Source organism: Aquimarina agarilytica ZC1 (genome assembly GCF_000255455.1).
In the GTDB taxonomy this organism is placed as follows: Bacteria; Bacteroidota; Bacteroidia; order Flavobacteriales; family Flavobacteriaceae; genus Aquimarina; species Aquimarina agarilytica.
The window spans coordinates 1-20,717 of sequence record NZ_JH621298.1 but is presented as its reverse complement, the minus strand read 5'-3'; the positions used below and the strand labels follow the sequence as shown (position 1 = coordinate 20,717).

At 34.2% G+C, this 20,717-nt stretch carries 18 protein-coding genes and 1 pseudogene; 15 read left to right on the top strand and 4 right to left on the bottom strand.

Annotated features, from left to right (window positions below; translation table 11 throughout):
* The first annotated feature begins 21 nt into the window (after positions 1–21).
* Entirely contained in the window at positions 22–195 is a 174-nt protein-coding gene (locus KQA_RS20920; protein WP_081483276.1) for a type II toxin-antitoxin system PemK/MazF family toxin, read from the top strand.
* Between the two features lie 53 nt (positions 196–248).
* On the top strand, positions 249–4,688 hold the full coding sequence (gene dnaE / locus KQA_RS0217280) for a DNA polymerase III subunit alpha (protein WP_010182838.1): 4,440 nt from the start codon (positions 249–251) through the stop codon (positions 4,686–4,688).
* Here dnaE and KQA_RS20105 read toward each other — a convergent pair.
* On the bottom strand, positions 4,675–5,277 hold the full coding sequence (locus KQA_RS20105) for a hypothetical protein (RefSeq protein WP_157366758.1): 603 nt from the start codon (positions 5,275–5,277) through the stop codon (positions 4,675–4,677). The genes dnaE and KQA_RS20105 overlap by 14 nt on opposite strands.
* A 92-nt stretch (positions 5,278–5,369) precedes the next feature.
* Between KQA_RS20105 and KQA_RS0217275 the strand changes: the two genes are divergently transcribed.
* Positions 5,370–6,287 carry a pyridoxamine 5'-phosphate oxidase family protein gene (locus tag KQA_RS0217275; RefSeq protein WP_010182837.1) on the top strand — a complete coding sequence of 306 codons (918 nt, stop codon included), beginning with the start codon at positions 5,370–5,372 and terminating at the stop codon, positions 6,285–6,287.
* A gap of 54 nt (positions 6,288–6,341) precedes the next feature.
* Here KQA_RS0217275 and KQA_RS20610 read toward each other — a convergent pair whose 3' ends face one another.
* The gene (locus KQA_RS20610; protein WP_010182836.1) at positions 6,342–6,680 is read right to left on the bottom strand and encodes a hypothetical protein; all 339 of its coding nucleotides are present in this window, start codon (positions 6,678–6,680) and stop codon (positions 6,342–6,344) included.
* Positions 6,681–6,834: 154 nt separating this feature from the next.
* Between KQA_RS20610 and xerA the strand changes: the two genes are divergently transcribed.
* From xerA to KQA_RS0217250, 4 genes are all read left to right on the top strand, one after another.
* Complete coding sequence (gene xerA, locus KQA_RS0217265) at positions 6,835–7,908, top strand: site-specific tyrosine recombinase/integron integrase (RefSeq protein ID WP_010182835.1); 1,074 nt, start codon at positions 6,835–6,837, stop codon at positions 7,906–7,908.
* A 607-nt stretch (positions 7,909–8,515) separates the two neighbouring features.
* Positions 8,516–9,304, top strand: coding sequence for a hypothetical protein (locus KQA_RS0217260; RefSeq protein WP_010182834.1), 789 nt, complete (start codon positions 8,516–8,518; stop codon positions 9,302–9,304).
* 231 nt (positions 9,305–9,535) lie between these two features.
* The gene (locus KQA_RS0217255) at positions 9,536–10,519 is read left to right on the top strand and encodes a YARHG domain-containing protein (protein ID WP_010182833.1); all 984 of its coding nucleotides are present in this window, start codon (positions 9,536–9,538) and stop codon (positions 10,517–10,519) included.
* A gap of 79 nt (positions 10,520–10,598) precedes the next feature.
* Positions 10,599–11,189, top strand: coding sequence for a DUF2306 domain-containing protein (locus KQA_RS0217250; protein WP_010182832.1), 591 nt, complete (start codon positions 10,599–10,601; stop codon positions 11,187–11,189).
* Between the two features lie 58 nt (positions 11,190–11,247).
* Here the strand turns inward: KQA_RS0217250 and ltrA are convergent, their stop codons facing one another.
* Positions 11,248–12,522, bottom strand: a complete 1,275-nt coding sequence (gene ltrA / locus KQA_RS0217245; protein ID WP_010182831.1) for a group II intron reverse transcriptase/maturase — start codon at positions 12,520–12,522, stop codon at positions 11,248–11,250.
* Positions 12,523–13,137: 615 nt separating this feature from the next.
* On the opposite strand from ltrA, the gene KQA_RS0217235 reads away from it, so the two are divergent.
* Positions 13,138–13,971, top strand: a complete 834-nt coding sequence (locus tag KQA_RS0217235) for a hypothetical protein (RefSeq protein ID WP_010182829.1) — start codon at positions 13,138–13,140, stop codon at positions 13,969–13,971.
* A gap of 292 nt (positions 13,972–14,263) precedes the next feature.
* A complete protein-coding gene (locus KQA_RS19720) occupies positions 14,264–15,145 on the top strand; it encodes a type II toxin-antitoxin system death-on-curing family toxin (RefSeq protein ID WP_010182828.1) in 882 nt (293 codons plus the stop codon).
* Positions 15,146–15,456: 311 nt separating this feature from the next.
* Here the strand turns inward: KQA_RS19720 and KQA_RS21055 are convergent.
* Positions 15,457–15,729: pseudogene (locus KQA_RS21055) on the bottom strand (transposase); the annotation flags it as partial.
* 144 nt (positions 15,730–15,873) lie between these two features.
* Between KQA_RS21055 and KQA_RS0217220 the strand changes: the two are divergent.
* The 6 genes from KQA_RS0217220 to KQA_RS0217195 all read left to right on the top strand — a co-directional run bounded on the left by KQA_RS0217220 (position 15,874) and on the right by KQA_RS0217195 (position 20,302).
* Complete coding sequence (locus KQA_RS0217220; RefSeq protein WP_010182825.1) at positions 15,874–16,173, top strand: type II toxin-antitoxin system RelE/ParE family toxin; 300 nt, start codon at positions 15,874–15,876, stop codon at positions 16,171–16,173.
* A gap of 3 nt (positions 16,174–16,176) precedes the next feature.
* Positions 16,177–16,461, top strand: a complete 285-nt coding sequence (locus KQA_RS0217215) for an addiction module antidote protein (protein WP_010182824.1) — start codon at positions 16,177–16,179, stop codon at positions 16,459–16,461.
* Positions 16,462–17,015: 554 nt separating this feature from the next.
* Complete coding sequence (locus tag KQA_RS0217210) at positions 17,016–17,354, top strand: type II toxin-antitoxin system RelE/ParE family toxin (RefSeq protein WP_010182823.1); 339 nt, start codon at positions 17,016–17,018, stop codon at positions 17,352–17,354.
* 2 nt (positions 17,355–17,356) lie between these two features.
* The gene (locus KQA_RS0217205; RefSeq protein ID WP_010182822.1) at positions 17,357–17,641 is read left to right on the top strand and encodes a helix-turn-helix domain-containing protein; all 285 of its coding nucleotides are present in this window, start codon (positions 17,357–17,359) and stop codon (positions 17,639–17,641) included.
* 956 nt (positions 17,642–18,597) lie between these two features.
* Positions 18,598–19,437 (top strand): bifunctional helix-turn-helix domain-containing protein/methylated-DNA--[protein]-cysteine S-methyltransferase, encoded by an 840-nt coding sequence (locus tag KQA_RS0217200; RefSeq protein WP_010182821.1) that lies wholly within the window; start codon positions 18,598–18,600, stop codon positions 19,435–19,437.
* 67 nt (positions 19,438–19,504) lie between these two features.
* Positions 19,505–20,302 (top strand): alpha/beta fold hydrolase, encoded by a 798-nt coding sequence (locus KQA_RS0217195; RefSeq protein WP_010182820.1) that lies wholly within the window; start codon positions 19,505–19,507, stop codon positions 20,300–20,302.
* Positions 20,303–20,717 lie beyond the last annotated feature (415 nt).

The window sequence follows — 20,717 nt, the reverse complement described above, 5'->3', positions numbered from 1 at the left end:
TAAAAATCTGTCTTTTTTGTTATAAAAAAATCAAGCAATTTTAATCGAACTCAGGTTAATAATAAAATTGGATGGATTGTTGTCGACCAAATAAGAACAATTGATAAAAGTAGAATTATCAAAAAAATAGGACGCATGAGTAATCCAGAAATCACAGCTCTAAAATCTGTTCTCAAGGAAACCTTTGTTGATTAGAATCCAACCAATACAATCACTAAATTTGTAATTCCTAAGCTTAAATTTGATTCATGTACTTAATATTTGATACCGAAACTACAGGTTTACCTAAAAACTTTAAGGCTCCAATTACCGATACCGATAACTGGCCTAGGTGTATTCAAATCGCATGGCAATTACATGACGAATTAGGAAACTGTATTGAACATGAGGATTATTTGGTACAACCCGAAGGTTTTAACATTCCCTACGATGCCGAAAAAATTCACGGAATATCTACCGAACTAGCAGAACAAGATGGTATTCCCTTAGCCGAAGTATTAGAAAAATTCAATGCCGTACTAGCCAAATCAAAATTTGTAGTCGGTCAAAACGTAGGCTTTGATGTAAATATCATGGGCTGTGAGTTTTACCGTAATGGCGTTGAAAGCCCTATGGCTAGCTTACCTGTACTGGATACCTGTACCGAACATACCGCTAGTTTATGTCAAATTCCTGGGGGACGTGGTGGTAAATTCAAACTACCTACCCTTACCGAGCTACACCAATATTTATTTGGTACTGCTTTTGGAGATGCACACAACGCTACTGCCGATGTGGAGGCTACCACCCGATGTTTTTTAGAATTGGTACGTAAGCAACAATATACTATTGAGCAATTAGGTGTAGACAATCAATACTACACGCGTTTTAAAGAAGCCAATCCCGAGCCTTTTAAACTCATAGGTTTAAAACACATCAACCTAAAAAAGGCTTCTGAAAAAATTAGAAAAGAGCTTGAAAAATCATTGATTGATGATAGCCTTTCTGATGCTGATTTAAGTAATAATCTAGCTTCGCTGGAAACAGCCAATTTTGCACATTTACACAATCACACGCAATTTTCCATATTACAATCCACCATTAGTGTCCCCGATTTAATAAAAGCTACCGCTAAGCATAAAATGCCTGCTGTTGCCATGACGGATCATGCTAATATGATGGGCGCCTTTCATTTTGTAAATGGCGTAATTAATCATAACAAAGGGGTAAAATCCCGAAACGAGGAAAATCAAGCTCGTTTTGAAGCTACTCAAAATGGCACTTTGGAAGAAGGGCAGGATCCTTTAAATGAACTTCCAGAGATAGAACAAGAAATCACGCCTATTGTGGGCTGTGAATTTCAAGTATGTGAGGATCACACCAATAAATCGGTAAAGGATAATGGCTACCAAATTGTCATGTTTGCCAAAAATAAAAATGGGTATTTAAACTTGGCAAAAATGTCATCCATTGCCTTTGTTGCTGGAAAATACTACGTGCCTCGTATTGACAAAAAAGTGATTGAACAGTACAAGGAAGATGTTATTGTACTTACAGGAAACCTTTACGGAGAAGTTCCTAGTAAAGTATTAAATATTGGAGAAAAGCAGGCCGAAGAAGCCTTACTTTGGTGGAAAGATACGTTTGGTGATGATTTGTATATCGAATTGATGCGCCACGGACAGGAGGATGAAGACCGTGTAAACCAAGTTTTAATTCAATTTGCAAAAAAACACAACGTAAAACTTGTTGCCACTAATAACACCTATTATTGCGAAAAGGAAAACGCCCATGCACATGACATTTTACTATGTGTAAAAGATGGTGAAAAACAAGCCACACCTATTGGTCGTGGACGTGGTTATCGTTATGGATTACCCAATCAGGAATACTATTATAAGTCTTCCGAGGAAATGAAAAAACTGTTTCAGGATATTCCTGAAGCGATTACCAATATTCAGGAAATTATAGACAAGGTGGAAACCTTTACCTTGGCCAGAGATGTCCTTTTACCTGCCTTTGATATTCCTGAAGAATTTCAGTTTGAAGAAGATAAATTAGATGGCGGCAAACGTGGTGAAAATAAGTTTTTACGCCATATTACCTACGAGGGTGCTAAAATTCGTTATGGCGAAATTACTCCCGAAATTGACGAACGATTAGATTTTGAGCTTAAAGTAATTGAAAAAACAGGTTATCCTGGATACTTCCTTATTGTGGAAGACTTTATACGTGCTGCTCGAAAAATGGATGTTTCCGTAGGTCCCGGACGAGGATCGGCAGCTGGGTCTGCGGTGGCTTATTGCCTATGGATTACCAATTTAGACCCCATTAAATACGACTTACTTTTTGAGCGTTTTTTGAATCCGGATCGTGTGAGTATGCCCGATATTGATATTGACTTTGATGATGAAGGTCGGGGGCGTGTTATGGACTATGTAATTGATAAATATGGCGCCAATCAGGTAGCGCAAATTATTACTTACGGTACCATGGCGGCAAAATCATCCATACGTGATACCGCCCGTGCTTTGGATTTACCTTTAATGGAAGCCGATCGGATGGCTAAGCTGATTCCGAACATGTCCAAGCTTAAAAAAATTATTGGTATTGATGAGGCTACGCTTCGGAAAAAGTTTAAGTCTGATGAAATGGAAAACATTAATCAGTTATTAAGCATTACTGAAGGCGATGGCCTAGAGGCAGAAACATTAAACCAAGCCTATATTTTAGAAGGTTCGGTTCGTAACACCGGAATTCATGCCTGTGGAGTGATTATTACTCCCGATGATATTACCAAATTCGTTCCCGTGGCTTTGGCCAAGGATTCGGAAATGTACTGTACCCAGTTTGACAACTCGGTGGTGGAAGATGCCGGTCTACTAAAAATGGATTTCTTGGGGTTAAAGACGCTTACCCTAATTAAAGACACCGTTAAAATTGTTAAGGCAAAACATGGTGTGGAATTAGATCCTGAAAACTTCCCGCTTGACGATGTAAAAACCTACGAGCTATTCCAACGTGGAGAAACCGTTGGTGTATTCCAATATGAATCTCCCGGGATGCAAAAACACATGAGATCCTTAAAGCCTACTGTGTTTGCCGATCTTATTGCCATGAATGCCTTGTACCGTCCCGGACCTATGGAATACATTCCTAGTTTTGTGGCGCGTAAACACGGTGATGAAGAAATTGTATATGACTTAGACGCCTGTGAAGAATACCTTGCCGAAACTTACGGGATTACCGTATACCAAGAGCAAGTAATGTTGCTTTCGCAGAAGTTAGCTGACTTTAGTAAAGGTGAGGCCGATGTATTGCGTAAAGCTATGGGTAAAAAGCAAAAAGCGGTACTGGATAAAATGAAACCTAAGTTTATTGAGCGTGCCTCTGCCAAAGGACATGCCGTGGATAAACTAGAAAAAATCTGGAAAGACTGGGAGGCTTTTGCTGCCTATGCTTTTAACAAATCGCACTCTACTTGTTATGCTTGGATTGCTTACCAAACGGCCTACTGTAAAGCACATTACCCTGCCGAATATATGGCTGCGGTACTTTCCAATAACATGAACGATATTAAACAGATTACCTTTTTTATGGAAGAGTGTAAACGTATGGGACTAGAAGTTTTAGGCCCAGATGTTAATGAATCTTTCCATAAATTTTCGGTAAATGATCAAGGGGCGGTACGTTTTGGAATGGCGGCTATTAAAGGAGTAGGTAGTGGAGCTGTTACCACTATTGTGGACAACAGAAAGGAAGATGGTAAATACACTTCTATTTTCGATTTGGCGAAACGCATTGATTTGCGTGCTGCCAACAAAAAAGCTTTTGAAAGTTTGGCTTTAGCTGGCGGATTTGACTCGTTAGGCAGTACGCATCGGGCTCAATTTTTTCATGACGAAGGCACTGGATCTACTTTTTTAGAAAAGGCCATTAAGTTCGGAAGTAAATTCCAAGAAAGTGAAAACTCAGCTCAAGTAAGTTTATTTGGTGAAGCCAGCGAAGTACAAATTGAAGAACCTATAGTTCCACCTTGTGAAGAATGGGGTACTATGGAAAAGTTAGCGAAAGAAAAAGAAGTTGTAGGGATCTATATTTCGGGACATCCACTAGATGATCACAAACATGCGCTAAAACATTTTTGTAGTGGAAAACTACAAGATTTCCAAGACTTAAATTTAGTTGTAAATCGCGAAGTTTCATTTGGAGGCGTAGTCACCATGGTAGATCACCGCACCTCAAAAGCCGGAAAAGGTTGGGCCATGTTTACCATTGAGGATTATGATATGGCCTTTGAATTTCGCGTTTTTGGTGAGGAATACTTACGATTCAGGCCCTTTTTAGTCCAAAATACCTTTGTATACGTGAAAACTTTTGTAAAAGAAGGCTGGATTCAAAAAGACACCGGCAAACGCGGTGAACCCAGAATCCAATTTAATAGTTTTATGTTATTGCATGATGTTATTGAACAATTTTCGCGCAAGCTTACTTTACAACTAAGTGTAAATGATTTGAATGATACCTTTATTGATCAAATGCACGAAACTATCCTAAAACATTCCGGCTCAAAAAGCCTAAGTATCCAAGTGTTTGAGCCTAAAGAAAAAGTGCAAATTACCATGCCAAGCCGTAAACTTAAAGTAGAAATCACAAGTGAACTACTGGAATACCTAGAAAGTGAACAGGTGTATTTTAAGTTGAATTAGTTGATGGTTGATGGTTGATGGTTGATGGTTGATGGTTGATGGTTGATGGTTGATGGTTGATGGTTGATGGTTGATGGTTGATGGTTGATGGTTGATGGTTGATGGTTGATGGTTGATGGTTGATGGTTGATGGTTGATGGTTGATGGTTGATGGTTGATGGTTGATGGTTGATGGTTGATGGTTGATGGTTGATGGTTGATGGTTGATGGTTGATGGTTGATGGTTGATGGTTGATGGTTGATGGTTGATGGTTGATGGTTGATGGTTGATGGTTGATGGTTGATGGTTGATGGTTGATGGTTGATGGTTGATGGTTGATGGTTGATGGTTGATGGTTGATGGTTGATGGTTGATGGTTGATGGTTGATGGTTGATGGTTGATGGTTGATGGTTGATGGTTGATGGTTGATGGTTGATGGTTGATGGTTGATGGTTGATGGTTGATGGTTGATGGTTGATGGTTGATGGTTGATGGTTGATGGTTGATGGTTGATGGTTGATGGTTGATGGTTGATGGTTGATGGTTGATGGTTGATGGTTGATGGTTGATGGTTGATGGTTGATGGTTGATTTTTTGGATAAATCCAAAAAATTAACTCAGTTAAAGAATGAAAATTTAAGAACAGCTTAACATAATTTATGTACATTTTTTCGACCTACTGTTAAAATCGAACACAATTATGGAAAGTTACTTTCACGATGGAGAATTAGAATTACAAAAAAAATATAATGCTTCCCACAACCCTAAAATGCTAGAACGCGTTTTAAGGTATAGTATTCCCGATAATTATTTTGATTTCTTAGAAAGCCAAACTACATTAATTATTAGTTCACTGGATGCTGAACAAAATATATGGACTTCCGTTATTATAGGAAATCCAGGTTTTGTATTAGTAAAATCGGCTACAAAAGTACATATTGATCTTGATCAAATTAAAACGACCAGTGCCGATATTCTTTTTGCCAACCTAAAAACAAAAGCGCAAATTGGTATATTAATTATTGATACCGTTAACCAAAGGAGGTATCGACTTAATACCGACGCCGAAATTTTAGGGAATTTTATAGCACTTGATGTAATTCAAGCTTTTTCTAATTGTCCTAAATATATACAGCAACGCATCCCTTTGGTTCCAAAAAACAAAGTATCCCTAAATTCAACAATAACAAAGGGGAGCATTTTAAATGAACAGCATAAAAAATGGATCACAATGGCCGATACTTTCTTTTTAGGAAGCATGAGTATCAAAGGAGCAATGGATGCCTCACACAGAGGAGGAAATCCTGGTTTTATTGAAATATTAGATGACAACACATTTAAAATTCCCGATTATGTAGGGAATAATTTATTTAACACTTTTGGTAATTTTTTACAAAATCCAAAAGCAGGCCTCACCTTTATAGACTTTAATGGAGGTAAGGCTTTACAAATTACAGGAAAAATAACATTATTGTTTGATCAATATTCCGAAAAAGATTTGGAAACCACTACGGGAACAGGTCGTTTTTGGTTTTTTAAACCCGAATGCTGGATTGAAACCAAAAACTTTACTAATGTGAATTGGGAATTTGTTAGCTTCTCCCCTTTTAACCCTTAAAATCCATAATCTTACATTTTATAAACAATAACAAGTAACTAAGGTTTTACCTAATTATCCATATAAGCTTGTCTCTTGTACCTCTAAAAAACCAAATTCATAACAAAATAAATAGACTTGTCCTTTTTTATTTTTCCAGTAATGGGTAAAATACTTTGGGTTAAAACCTGCATCCAATAATTTTTGTTTTCGCACTGTGGCTAATCCAGCTTTATTGTACTCTTTTAAAATTCTTCGATTCAATTTCAATTGCTTATCAATAGCAACGTATAACTTATCTTGTTTTTGTTTATTTTCATTGTAATGATATGCTGATCTGCAATGAGGTGAACAAAACTTTTTACCTAACCTACCAGACAAAATTTCATTGCAATACAAACAAGTAGTATCCATCGTGATTATTAATCATTTAATTAAACGTTTAATATACGTATAAATACACAGTTATAATTTTATTTACCATTCTTTTCATTGAATTTTGAAGACAATGAAACATTCTCATTTAAAAAATATCACCCTAAAACACCTACTCATCAATGACATTAAAATGATTGGGTTATTATTTTATCCCGACAAGGTCATCCAAGCACTTGTAAAAGAACTCCCCAACCCTAAATGGCATGCGAAATTAAATATGGTGTACATTAAAAATACCAAAGAAAACCTTGATCTTATTTTCGAAAAATTTAAAGGGGTAGCTTGGATCAATACTTCCTATTTTTTTAAAAACAAACCCTTACACAATAACAATAACAACAATGATGCCTCATTATTTAAGCGACGAGTTTACCCAACTGACTATAAAAAATGCCCAGATAGTTATATTCAAAAATTGATTTTAAAAAAATATGCATTAAATACTATAAACTCTTATGTTTCGGCATTTGAAGCTTTTATAAACCACTACAAATCAAAAGAACTAAACACTTTAAATGAAGTAGACATTAGGGCCTACATACAACTACTTATAAAACAAAGCAGGTCAAATTCAGCCATAAATATATGTATCAATAGTATTAAATTTTACTACGAAATTGTATTGGATATGCCTAATCGATTTTATGAAATTGAACGCCCCAGAAAGCAAGAAAAACTACCCGAAATACTATCAAAAAAAGAAGTGATTACCATTATTAACAATACTAATAATTTAAAACACCGTTGTATAGTAAGCCTGTTGTATTCAGCTGGCTTACGCCGAAGTGAATTATTGAATTTGAAACTTACCGATATTAATAGCGAGCGCATGCTCATACACGTAAAGCAATCAAAAGGAAATAAAGACCGTTATACATTACTATCCAAAAAGGTGCTATTAGAATTACGTGAATATTTTAAATTATATAAACCACAAATTTATTTATTTGAAGGTAAAAAAGGTAAGGCTTATAGTGCTACAAGTATAGTAATGATCGTAAAACGTGCCGCAAAAAAAGCCGGCATTTACAAAAAAGTTACCCCACATATGTTACGACATTCTTTTGCCACACATATACTAGAATCTGGTACCGATATAAGATACATTCAAGAATTATTAGGACATAGTTCCACAAAAACTACAGAAATTTACACCAGAGTTGCCACAAATAATTTGCAAAGCATTAAAAATCCACTAGATTAGCTCTTTATATAAAAGATATATAGACTATAGTCTATATACAATTGTTGTGGGTAATGCCAATCCTTGATTCTAAATTCAGTGTTTTATCCTCAATTTCTGCTTCAAAAGCTTATTGTAAATAATAGTTTGACATACTATTTCTGACATGACTCTTGTTATTTTGACGAGATAAAAACTAAATATTTTAAGACGGAACGCACTGGTTTTTGAGCAAATAACTATGACTGACATTTCTGAGCTGACCCTTGACATATAAAACTAAAAAACTGAAGATTGACGCTCGTTGTTTTGATGGAGCAACAAACCAAATAATCAAGATGGAAAGCTCTAAATTTTGACAAAATAAATAGCGACGATAAGCTGAATCTGACAAGCTCTATAAATAGAAAAAAATAGCACACACCCACAACAATATGTAAATGCAATGCTTGGGGATTGGTGCGGCGCGAAGGTGGTTCTTCTCTAACGAGTCACAAATACTTTTTTATTAAGCGCTTAAACATTAAATTTACACTTAAACAAAAGTATTTGCTTGTGCTACGGGCGAAGTGCATCGCACTTCTACTCGCACAGACATTTACATTTAGCGTTGTATGCAAGCTAAAAAATGAATTTCAAAATCGACATAGAAAAGTTTAAAAAACAAATCGATGCTTTCAGAAAAGAATCGACTGAATTGGGAAAAGTAATTAACCCAATACTTGACAATTTCGACCTTAATAAACAAGAGATTCTTGAAGTTTGTCAGATTGGAAAGTTTGCTTTTAAAATTGACTCAGAAATTAAAATTGTTGACAAACCGCAACCACCAAACCCAGATTTTATAATCGAGTTAAAGAATAATTATATAGGACTTGAACACACTCTGATTCTAACGAAAGATGCTCAACGATATTTCAGTGTAAAAAACCTTATGGAATATGCGGAGCAAGTTTTCGAACAAAAATATCCGAATATTAATGTTCTCGCCACAATTTCTGTTCAGAATGATGAATGGATTTATTCGCAAAAAGACAAACCAAAACTAGCAGAACAAATTGCCGATTGTGTGCACTTAACTATACTAAAAAAGGACTTTGAACTACCTGAAAAAATAACACGAATTAGAACTACCAAACATTCTAAAGTTTCATTTTCATATATGGAGAAAAACTGGCAAGGGGAATATTTGACTAAAGAACGTTTGAAAACAGAAATTGAGAAAAAGGAAACTAAAATTTCTGGTTATAAAACAAGTGAAAAGGAGTTAACGGAATTATGGTTAGTACTTTTAATAGGTTCAAATTCTTCTGTATCATATCAATTGAACGAATCTGAAAACTATCAAATGGAATCAAAGTTTGACCGAGTATATTTAATGGCTGATTTTGATGCTAAAGTCTTAAGGGTAAAGTAAAAAGCCAGCATACAACAATGGCTATAGTTAATACGGGTTTTAGTGCTTAACCCAAAGTTTAGAGCTTTTAACTAAGTCCGCCAAATCTTTTGATTTGGCTTTATAAAGAAAAAGATAAAACAAAATAAAAAGTTTTGGCTAAGTGCTTAATCGAAAGTTCACTACTTTTAATTCCCGTACTAACCATAGCCGAGCCGTTGGGTGTAATTCCACTATTACTAAAATAATGAAATGAAAAAACTATTCTTTATCTCAATCTTTGGACTATTAATTTCTAGTTGTAAAACTGAAATCAAAAATTCAAATGCAAAAATAGAAGTTGAAGAAGGTGCGAAAATTGAGATCTCAAAGTCACCTCAAAAATCCGAAATACCAAATCCAATAGAAAAAGTTGAAAAACAGAAATCAAATACTGATGATCCTATATTAGGGTTTTGGGTAGGATATTTTAAAAAGGACGAAAAAAATGATTACAGTGGAAAAACACTATATGTTGATGAGGGATATATGTGGAACAGAGAGAATAAAATAAATATATCAATTGATCAAATAAAAGACAGTATTGTAATTGGTCATAGTGTTGTTGCTGGTAATGATAGACCGTTCAAAGGTATAATTAAAAAGGAAAAAGATAGTAGCTATTCATTCAAAGTAAGAGAGCCTGGAAATCATAAATATGATGGCGAGTTTGTTTTTAATATTAATAGTGGGCATTTAATAGGTAAATGGACTGCCTATAAAGAGATTGATATTAAGAAAAGGAAATACAATCTTGAAAAGAAAGATTTCGCCTACGATGCTAATATTAATTTAGAAAAATCCAAAGAATATGTCAACTGGAATAAAGTGATTGAAACAAAGGAAGAGGTAGAAATGGAAGAAAATGAATTTGAAGAGTGGATTTCAAGAGAGTTTGCATCTGCAACCGATCTGATCTATAAAATAAATGCTTCCAATACTTTACTATCAAAAAATGAAGTTGAAAATTTAAAAAAGGGAGATTTAACTATTATTCGGAATACAATTTATGCGAGACACGGGTATTCTTTTAAAAATAGGCCTTTACGTGTATTTTTTGATGCTCAAAGCTGGTATATTCCTGTTCATACTAACATAAAGAATGACTTTACTGAATTAGAAAAAAAGAATATTAAACTTCTATTAAAATACGAAAAAAACGCTTCGGAATATTATGACTATTTCGGAAGAGGATAACTTAATATAAATGCGTCAATACTCAACTTACATATTTAAGACAGTCTATTATTTATCATTAATTTATTTCACTTACTTAATGATTTTAATAACTCTACAATATATACCTATCAAATTAAATGTTGCCTTTTTAAATATAAAACAAGAAGAAATTGAAACGAAATATTATCAGATAGCTTTTTTTAGCCATGTTTACACAAGTATCTTTGTTTTAATATTAGGAATCACTCAATTTTCAAATACAATTAGAAGTACATTTTCGTCTATCCACAAAATTTTCGGGAAACTATATGTTTTTCTAATTTTACTTATCGCTGCTCCTTCTGGATTAATAATGGCTTTACACGCTAATGGTGGCGTTTTTTCAAAAATATCATTTTCTATTCAGGCTTTGTTATGGTTTTGGTTTACCTACAAAGCATTCAGATATGCAAAAAACAAACAATGGGATAATCATCAAAAATTTATGCTTAGAGGCTTTGCTTTAACTCTTTCTGCAATAAGTTTGAGATTGTTTAAATGGATAATTGTTTCTACTATTGAACTTCCACCTATGGATACTTATAAAATTGTATCTTGGCTTGGTTGGGTATTTAATTTGACTCTGGTAGAAATATACTTAATGAATAAAAAAAACTACACCCAATCGAGTAGACGGCTCTCCTCATAAATGAGGAGAGTGCGCCTCTCACACCACCAAGCGTACGGGTCGCGTACTTGGCGGTTCGCTAATGATGCTTAATTTTATGGTAGTATTCCTCTAAACTGATGTAGCCTTTCTGTTTTAATCGATTTAGCGTTATTGTTGTTCCTAAAATTGGACTTTGAGCTACTGCCCATCCTCCCATATTAGTACGACTCCATGCATATGCCTGACCTGGTTTTACCCCTAAACGTATCAAATTCTTTCTTTTACGTTCTGGCTTTTTCCAGTGATGCCATATACAATAACGCAGTCGGTTTCTTAGCCATTCATCTAACTTTTTGAGTTTCCCTTGAATGGAACCTAGTTTAAAGTAATTTACCCAACCTCTGATCAACCAGTTTAATCGCGTTATCCGCTCACTAAAATTAATTGGGCTTATCTTTTTGGTAAGCTTTTTGACTTTGCTCTTCAAGCTTTTCCAGTTTGACTGACCAACTATTAATTGATAACGTCCTTTTTCTCCTTTCTTGTAGGTCGGTGTAAAACCATAACCTAAACAAGTAAAACTTAAAGGACGTCGGATACCACTCTTTTTCCGATTTACAGGTAGACCTAGTTTATCTCGCAAAAACTTGTAAATACTATTACCTACACGTTTTGCGGATTTCTTACTCTTTACATAAATACTAAAATCATCGGCGTAACGAACATAACGATGTCCTCGTTTTTCCAATTCTTTATCCAACTCATTAAGCAGAATATTAGAAAGCAGTGGACTTAAAGGGGAGCCTTGCGGAACTCCTTTTCTGCGTTTGACCAACTTTCCGTTGATTTGTATTGGAGCTCTAAAAAACTGACGTAGCAGCTTCAAGGTTTTGCTACACTTTACGCGCTTATAGATCAGTCCCAGTAGGATATGGTGTTCCACTTCATCAAAAAATGATTTTAAGTCGATATCAACTATATCCTGTTTACCCGAATTGATGTTTTCCAAGCTTTGTGTAAACGCTTGTTGTGCATTACGATTGGGTCGAAAACCATAACTGTAGCTTTGAAAGTCTTGTTCAAAAATGGGATACAATACTTGATGTAATGCTTGTTGAAAAACCCTATCTATAGCAGTAGGAATACCCAATAATCGGTATTCGTCATTACTTTTAGGAATTTCAATACCCAAGATTGGTGATACTTTATAATTCCTGTTTTGTATCGATTTTATGTAGCTCGATTTATGTAGGCTTAGGTGGTTTTTAAGTGCTTCGACTTTCATACCATCAACCCCAGACGAACCTTTATTACGGTACACTTTTAGGTAAGCTTGGTTCAGGTTTTCTGAACTAATCAATTTTGTAATCATACTACTAATTCATTCTATTAAGTGGTCTCCTTTAATCATAGGCTATAACTATACTAGAAAACTATCCTTAACGTACCGCTACTCCTATGTTCATCAGAGACCCATTAACGTTCAGCCCTTCCTTATTTGTGAGTCCTCATTGCTTTTCCTATTTTCACAATGCTCGTTTCCCATAAGTACTATGGCTTCTGCTGACTTCTCTTTACATCCAAACTCGTGGATCAAGAGACCTCCCTCGGTAAGGTAAATACCCTTTGGTCAATATCTGCTGAATCTACTGCTTCGGTTATCGTTTAAAAAAAAAACGTTTGGGACGTTGCAGTTATGTGTCTACTCATCCAACCTTACAGCCTCATATCCAGTTCGTATTCCTCGGAACCAACCACGCAGTCTGGCTTACTTCAGTCATTGGGTCACCCCAATCAACCTTGCCACTTGCTTTACTTAGGAGCGTTACTTCCTCGTATCGGGGACTCGCACCCTTTGGGACATTCTTTAAATGAACTATATTTACCATTCAAGGCACACACAATTTGTATAATGCATATGTGCCCTTCGGGACACAAACGCATCATACAATGAACGTTGCCAGTAATTAAGAACACCACGAACTAAATGACATTAGTAATTGCCGAAAGGACAGATAAAGAAGTATCGTTTTCTGCGGATACTCGAATTTCATTTGGAAATCAAGGTCACTTTGATAAAGCAATCAAAATTTTTAGCGTGCCTTTTAAATTAAAAGGTCCTGCTAAAACGAGAGAGGATTTCGACAAGTTTGAATTTGAATATAATTACGGAATGGCTGTTATTGGAAGTGCTATAAATGCTTATACGGTAAAAGACTCGATAGTAGAAGTCTTACCTAATATTACTTATTTAACCAACCTTTCTGATTTCTCAATTCCTTCAATAGGCAAATTGGTATTTGATTCATATGTGGAAATATCTAAAGAAATAGCAAGTTCACTTCGTGGCGCAGGATTATGTGAAATTCTGTTGGGTGGATTTTGTCTAAAACAAGGTCGTATTAGAGTATTACATTTTTATCCCAAAATAGGAAAAGAAAACACAGAATATTATTTAGATGAAATTTTACTAACCAATAAAATGCGATTTTTTGGTTCTGGAAAAGAGTTAGCTAAACAGATTTATGAGAATGATAAATCCTTAAATCCATTTCAAATAATTAAAAAAGTAATTAATACAAAATCAGAAAAAACTGTTGGTGGTAATATTCAATCAGGAACATTTTACGGTAAAGAATTTTCGATAAATGGTGTGTTAGAAAAAATCGTTGATAAGAAAGGAAATACAATCGAAACGAATAAATATAGAAGAGGATTTAAAATTCGAGATGAAATTAAAAGTGCAAAGAATCCACCATATCTATTCATTCGTTATGGATACAAACCTTATGAATTTGTACAAGATGATAGCGAAGAATAACTACTGGCAACAACGTGTGTAACTCATTGCTAATCAGTTGATTAAACTAAATTTAAGGCGTATTTGGAAAGTCGCCAAATTTTTAAATTTGACGATTTCCAAGAGAGAAGATATATAGTAAAATTTAAAAATCTGGCTTGTGCATCAACCGAAAAATAATCGCTAATTTACACGCAACGAGCCATACACCAAACCGTTAGCAAAAATTACAAACCCGACCATAACACCAAAATATTGTATTATTAATTATATATTTGAGATTATAATTACTTAAAAACAAGACAACTAATTAATGACTAAAAGTTTTACAACTGAAAAAGGAAAAATAAACATTCTAACAAAAGAGTCTTTAATTGATTTACATAATTTACTTTCTGAAAACACTCATTTACTAGACGAAATGGATCCTGTTGAACCAAGAGGAGTAAAAAATGAAGGGATGTTAGAAAGTGCAATTGGTAGGCAAACAACTGGATTTGGTGATTTTTACAAGTACCCTGAATATTATTCAAACTGCGCTACTTTGACTTATGGAATAATAAAAAATCATTCTTTTCACAATGGAAATAAACGTGCTGGGCTTTTAGCTTTAATTAAACATTTGTATGTTAATGGTTACGTACTCTGTCCCAGCTTAAATTCGGATGAAATATATGAGTTTTTAGTTTCTATAGCTGATTCAAAATTGCAAGAATTCAGCTATAAGTACAAGAAAAAATATAGATTTATTAGAACGAAATCTGAAAAAAAAGCTTCTCCAATTTGGGATATAGATACTAAAATAAAATATATGGGAATTTGGATAAGGAAAAATGCTAAACCCAAAAAACATACATTCAAAGGAGAGGTTAAAATATCAGATTTAAAAAAGTTTTTAGAAAATAAAGGAATAAAACTAAATCAAAATGGATCATCTCTTGAAGTTTTTATAGAGAAAGCTAACAAATTCTTAGGTATTTTTCCTACTGCACCGAAAATAATAAGTCATAAGAAATATTCTTTAGGCAATAACAGGTCAACAATAGATTATAGGACTCTAAGCAAAGTACGTAAAGACTTTAAATTGACTAAAGCAGACGGTATTGACAATACTTTTTTTTACAACGAAGATTCCTTTTTAGATTTTGAAATAAAGACATACAAAAGATTGATATATAGACTTTCAAAAACTTAACTTTTGCTAACAATGGTAACCGTTGCACAAGCCCTTAATTTCACAAAATAAGCTTTAAAATAAGCAATTCTAAGAGGTCGTATTTTATACTTTAAAGATCAAACTTGTAAAATTTAGCTTACTTAAAAATGAGAATATCAACTCATAAAACGCGTTTTTCAACAGGGCTTTGATTACTTGAGCTTTTGCTTTACTTTTTGCTGTTTTTTGAATGAATTTTAGGTACTTTTTCAAATTATAAGCCATAGCTGACAGATGCATTACTTTGTTTGCTTGTTTTAGCCCTATCGTATTTATTTTTCTAAGACCGAAATATCCAAACGCATACTGCAATGCTGTATCGATTTACGGTCACTGATGATATTTTCTAAATAGCCTACTAAACACAACTTAAAAAACACCACTGGATCTATACTTTTTTGTCCACTTTCACCATAATATTACTGGGTGCGTTTGTATAAAAAATCAACCTCCAAAACCGAGGATAACTGCCTATAAAAATTAGTCTTAGGTACACGATCACTTAACTGAAAACTCGTGAATAATTTCTCTTGATAATTCTTTTGCCTTTCATATCTAAAAATAACAAATAATCGTACTTTAAAAAAATGCTTGTGCAATAGGCACTAAACGCTGTAGTGCATAATCTGCACGCATCAAAAAAAACCCTTTTAATCCGAATTATTATATTTTTTTATTAAATTTGTATCCAATTAGATACATTTTTTATGTTCTTTATTGAGAAAACAAATGAATTTGACAAATGGTTAAAAAAGCTAAAAGACATAAAAGCCAAAGCAAAAATTTTGTTTAGAATCCAAAAATTAGAAACTGACGAGCATTTTGGTGATTGTAAAAGTGTTGGTGATGGAATTCATGAGATGAGGATAAATTTTGCCAAAGGCTATAGAGTTTATTTTAAAGAAAAAGATGGAAAAATAATTGTGCTTCTAATCGGCGGAGATAAATCAACTCAACAAAAAGACATTACAAAAGCGAAAGAAATTTGGAAAAAATTAAATAATTAGAATATGGAAACTTCAAAATTTGAAATAGCAGATTATTTAGATAGTAAAGAAATGATTGCTGAATATTTAAATTCAGTACTCGAAGAAGGAAATAATGCTGATGTGATTAATGCAATTGGACAAATTGCAAAAGCCATTGGTATGACAAAAATTGCAGAGGAAACAGGAATGAGTAGACCAAGCTTATATAAAGCCTTATCTGATGGAGCGAAACCTCAATTTGCTACTATAATGAAAGTCTTAAAAGCTATTGGAGGTCAAATCCAAGTGAACCCAATGTCTACATAAAAAATCAACGACACCACAACACTAGTAACCGTTGCACAAGCCCTTAATTTCACAAAATAAGCTTTAAAATAAGCAATTCTAAGAGGTCATATTTTTTACTTTAATGATTAAACTCGTAAAATTTAGCTTGCTTAAAAATGAGAATATCAACTCATAAAACGCGTTTTTCAACAGCGCTTTAATTACATGAGCTTTTGCTTTACTTAGGAACGTTACTTCCTCGTATCGGGGACACTCACCCTTTGGGACATTCTTCGTTTAAAAGAACTATATTTACCATTCAAGGCACACACAATACCTATAATTAATGCGGGAGCAGTTGCTAGCCGAAATGTTGGCTGATTTGCATTGTCGCAAAAGCTTTTTCCTTATTTTTATCCTAACAAACAAAAAAACAGCTCAAAGCTTTTACTTGTGCTAGCTTGAAATTCCCTGCATTTCCTCGCCGCAATAATCATAGCTTAAGCGTTGCCATTAATACCTCAAAATCCGTCTTGGATAAAAAAATTTTCCTGAATGAAATAATATTGTAACTAATTCGTTACATTTGTAATATGAGAGAAATCGATATTACAGAAGAGTGTTTGGAATTTATCGACAAACAAAACGACAAAGTTGCGCTGAAATTCTTTCAACTCGTTGAAGTAATTAGCGAAATTAAAGTGGTCAACTCAAACTTTCTGAAAAAACTGCAATCTACTCAATTTTACGAATTGAGGATTAAAGCCGGAAATGAATATCGAATCGTAATCTTTGCTATTGACCATCTGAATTTTGCCGAATGTACTAAAGCTGTTTGTTTGTGCGGATTTCAGAAAAAAGGAACTAAAGATTACAAAAAGGCAATTAAACAAGCCGAAAAAATATTAGAGGATTATCTAAAAGAAAACTAATTATGGGAAAGTCAATAAAAGCAAAAGAACTGATTGCCAAACGTTACGGAAAAGAAGGTTCAAAAGAACGTGAAAAGTTTAGAGAAGATGCTTTTTCCTATTATTTTGGAGAAATCATTAAAAACCGTAGAAAGGAATTACATATGACTCAAGAAAATCTCGCCAAAAAGGTTGGAAAGAAGAGACCATATATTTCTCGAATTGAAAATGGAGAGGATATTCAATTATCTAATTTCGCTTTGATTGCGAATGCTTTAGGGCTATCCATTGAACTATCAGCGAAATAGTACTAATGACGATCGAGTAGACGGCTCTCCTCATAAATGAGGAGAGTGCACCTCTCAAACCACCAAGCGTACGGGTCGCGTACTTGGCGGTTCGCTAATGATGCTTAATCGCTTAAGTTGTCTCCTTTAATCATAGGCTATAACAGTACTAGAAAACTATCCTTAACGTACCGCTGTTCATCAGATACCCATTAACGTTCTGCCCTTCCTTATTTGTGAGTCCTCATTGTTTTCGACGTTTCACAATGCTCGTTTCCCATAAGTACTATGGCTTCTGCTGACTTCTCTTTACATCCAAACTCGTGGATCAATTTAGCCTGACGCCAGCTGGCTCATTCACTAAAATGATTTACTAAATCATTTTTTAACGCTCTACCCTTCTCGGTAAGGTAAATACTCTTTGGTCAATATCTACTGCTTCGGTTATCGTTTTAAAAACGTTTTGGACGTTGCAGTTATATGCCTACTTATCCAACCTTACAGCCTCATATCCTCCAGCCACATCACCGCTTTATTTATTCAAATGTCTACTAGACATTTGGTTTTATTTCATAAAACCTCATAAAAAAGTGTTCCTCAGAACCAACCACGCAGTCTGGCTTACTTCAGTCATTGGGTCATCCCAATCAACCTTGCCACTTGCTTTACTTAGGAGCGTTACTTCCTCGTATCTAGGACTCGTACCCTTTGGGACATTCTTTATATAAAAGAACTATATTTAGCATTCTAGGCACACACACGGTGTATAATTCATTGCTAGTGCAGGCTTGCTTACGAAAATCCTCGCGGATTTTCTATTCGGTTTATATTTGCTAATTTAGTTGCTGAAACACGAAACGAAATCATATACAAAACCGTTGTGTGTCATGCCAAAAAAATGTCCATAAATTCAGCAAGTTTCGGGTTTTATAGGAGTGAAATCAATTCTTTTTTTGCTGTTATAAAATTTAAACTTAATGAACGAGCAAGAATACATAAATTATACTCGAATAGCGGAAGCTATTGAATACATACGACAGAACCACACTAAACAACCCAATCTTGAGGTTATTGCAAAAAAAGTTCACTTAAGTCCTTTTCATTTTCAAAAAATGTTTACAGATTGGGCAGGTGTTAGCCCCAAAAAATTCTTGCAATTTATTAGCGTTCAACACGCAAAAAAAATTCTAAATAATTCACAAACCACTTTATTTGAAACTGCATATAAAACAGGTCTTTCAGGCACAGGAAGATTACACGATTTATTTGTGAAAATTGAGGGAATGACACCCGGAGAATACAAAAACAAAGGAGATAAACTGACTATAAACTATAGTTTCGCAGAAAGTTTGTTCGGGCGAATTTTAGTTGCTTCTACACACAAAGGAATTTGTTATATGGGTTTTTCAGACGACAAACAAATTTCTTTTTTAGAACTAGAAGAACGCTTTCCAAAAGCGAATTTTATTCAAAAAAAAGACGAAATTCAACAAAATGCTTTACAAATTTATACACAAGATTGGAGCAAGATTAACAAAATTAAACTACACCTAAAAGGTACAGATTTCCAATTAAAAGTTTGGGAAACACTTTTAAAAATACCAACTGGAAATTTAGCAACTTACGGAAATATTGCAAACCTCATTCAAAAACCAAAAGCATCAAGAGCAGTCGGAACTGCAATCGGAAATAATCCTATTGCTTTTTTAATTCCTTGCCATAGAGTTATTCAATCCACTGGAGTCATTGGCGGTTATATGTGGGGAACAACAAGAAAAACAGTTATTATCGGTTGGGAAGCTTCAAAAACAGTATAGCAAGTTTCGGGTTTTACCATATTAGTTTTTAATAGAAATTTATCTTTTAACTTTTAATAAAACACATATGACAACTTTTATATTGATTCATGGTTCTTTTCATGCCGCATGGAATTGGCACAAAGTAATTCCGCTTATAGAAGAATCCAATAATCTAGCTATAGCTATAGACATGCCGGGTCACGGTTTAGATACAACCCCACTTCATAATGTTACATTACGCAATTGTGTTGACAAAGTCATACAACAAATAGACGCCTTGGATGAAAAAGTTATTTTGGTGGCTCATAGTAGAAATGGAATGGTTATATCTCAAGTAGCTGAAGAACGCTCAGATAAAATAAAAAGGTTGATTTATTTAGCCTCTTACCTTATACCTAACGGTAAATCAATGATGGATTTTGGTAAACTTGATACGGACTCATTAGTCTATCAAAATGTTTATCCCAAATTCAGTCAAAAAAGGGTTGACAAGATAAATCAACTATATAAAAATTCATTTGCCCGATTTCTATTAAAACAAATTACACCAAAAAAACAAAAAACACATAAATTAGATATTCAAATTTTCAAAAAGGCACTTTATCATGATTGTCCCCATGAAATAACCGAGTTGGCAAATGCTTTACTTTCCCCCGAACCCAATTTCACTGGCTTTGAAATTCTGACTTTAACTAATGAAAATTATGGAAGTGTTCCCAAGACATATATAGAATGCTTGCAAGATAGAGCCGTTACATTAAGTCTTCAAAGACTCATGCAAAAAGAAAGTCCTTGTGATGATGTTTATCAATTAGATTGTGGTCATTCCCCATTTTTCTCAATGCCTGATAAATTAGTTGAAATCTTTTTAAAATTTGAATAAATCAAACTACAGTTTCTAAATATCAGAAGTATTTTACCAAGTATCAAATTTTATTAGCTTAGGTGTAATTCTCGAATTTGACTGAAATATTTCATAAAATATATTACGGAAAATGAACAAAAGATATCTCTAGGAATATAAGTACGAACACACAGTCAAGTAGGTAAAGGCGAATCAACCCCTAAACCTCTCAAAGAACCGTATGTGATAGTCTCCAATCATAGGGCTCTTATTATATTATGCCGCCAATACAACTAAGTTAAATGATAACCTAGTGACCAATCGTAAAATGGATTTGAAAAACCCTTTCTACATGGTCTCTAGCATTTTATCGATCGCACACGGCTATTCTTGTTGGCTATTTCGGAGTGACCATGCCAGTGATTTCGGTCAAACAGTGCCACTCATAGAGGTA